This window comes from Aquabacterium sp. A08 (assembly GCF_011742065.1).
The window spans coordinates 1-378 of the sequence record NZ_JAAQQT010000044.1 but is presented as its reverse complement, the minus strand read 5'-3'; the positions used below and the strand labels follow the sequence as shown (position 1 = coordinate 378).

Here is a 378-nt window from a genome sequence, read left to right as displayed (position 1 = left end):
GGCCTGCTGCAGCATCTCGCGGGCGACCTGCTGGTTGATGTCGTTGTCCTCGACCAGCAGCACGTGGGCGCCGCGCAGCTGGGCCAGCCGTGCGCAGGGGTCTCCGTGCGGCTGGGGCTGCGGGGCGGGCGCCTGGCCGCTGGGCAGGGCGCTGACCACGTCCACCAGGGTGTCGAACAGCACCGACGCGGTGACCGGCTTGACCAGCACGTGGCGCATGCCCACCTCGCGCGCCTGGGCGTACACGTCGTCGTGGCCGAAGGCGGTGACCAGCGCCAGCTGCGGCGGCTGGCGCAGGCCCAGCGCCGGCACCCGGCGCGCGGTTTCCAGCCCGTCCAGGCCGGGCATCTGCCAGTCGATCAGGGCCACCCGGAACGG

1 protein-coding gene is annotated in these 378 nt (G+C 74.6%); it reads right to left on the bottom strand.

Annotation, left to right across the window (positions count from 1 at the left end; genetic code table 11):
* Positions 1-378 (bottom strand): response regulator (locus HA630_RS00250; RefSeq protein WP_166831982.1); only part of this gene is annotated, 378 nt, incomplete at both ends.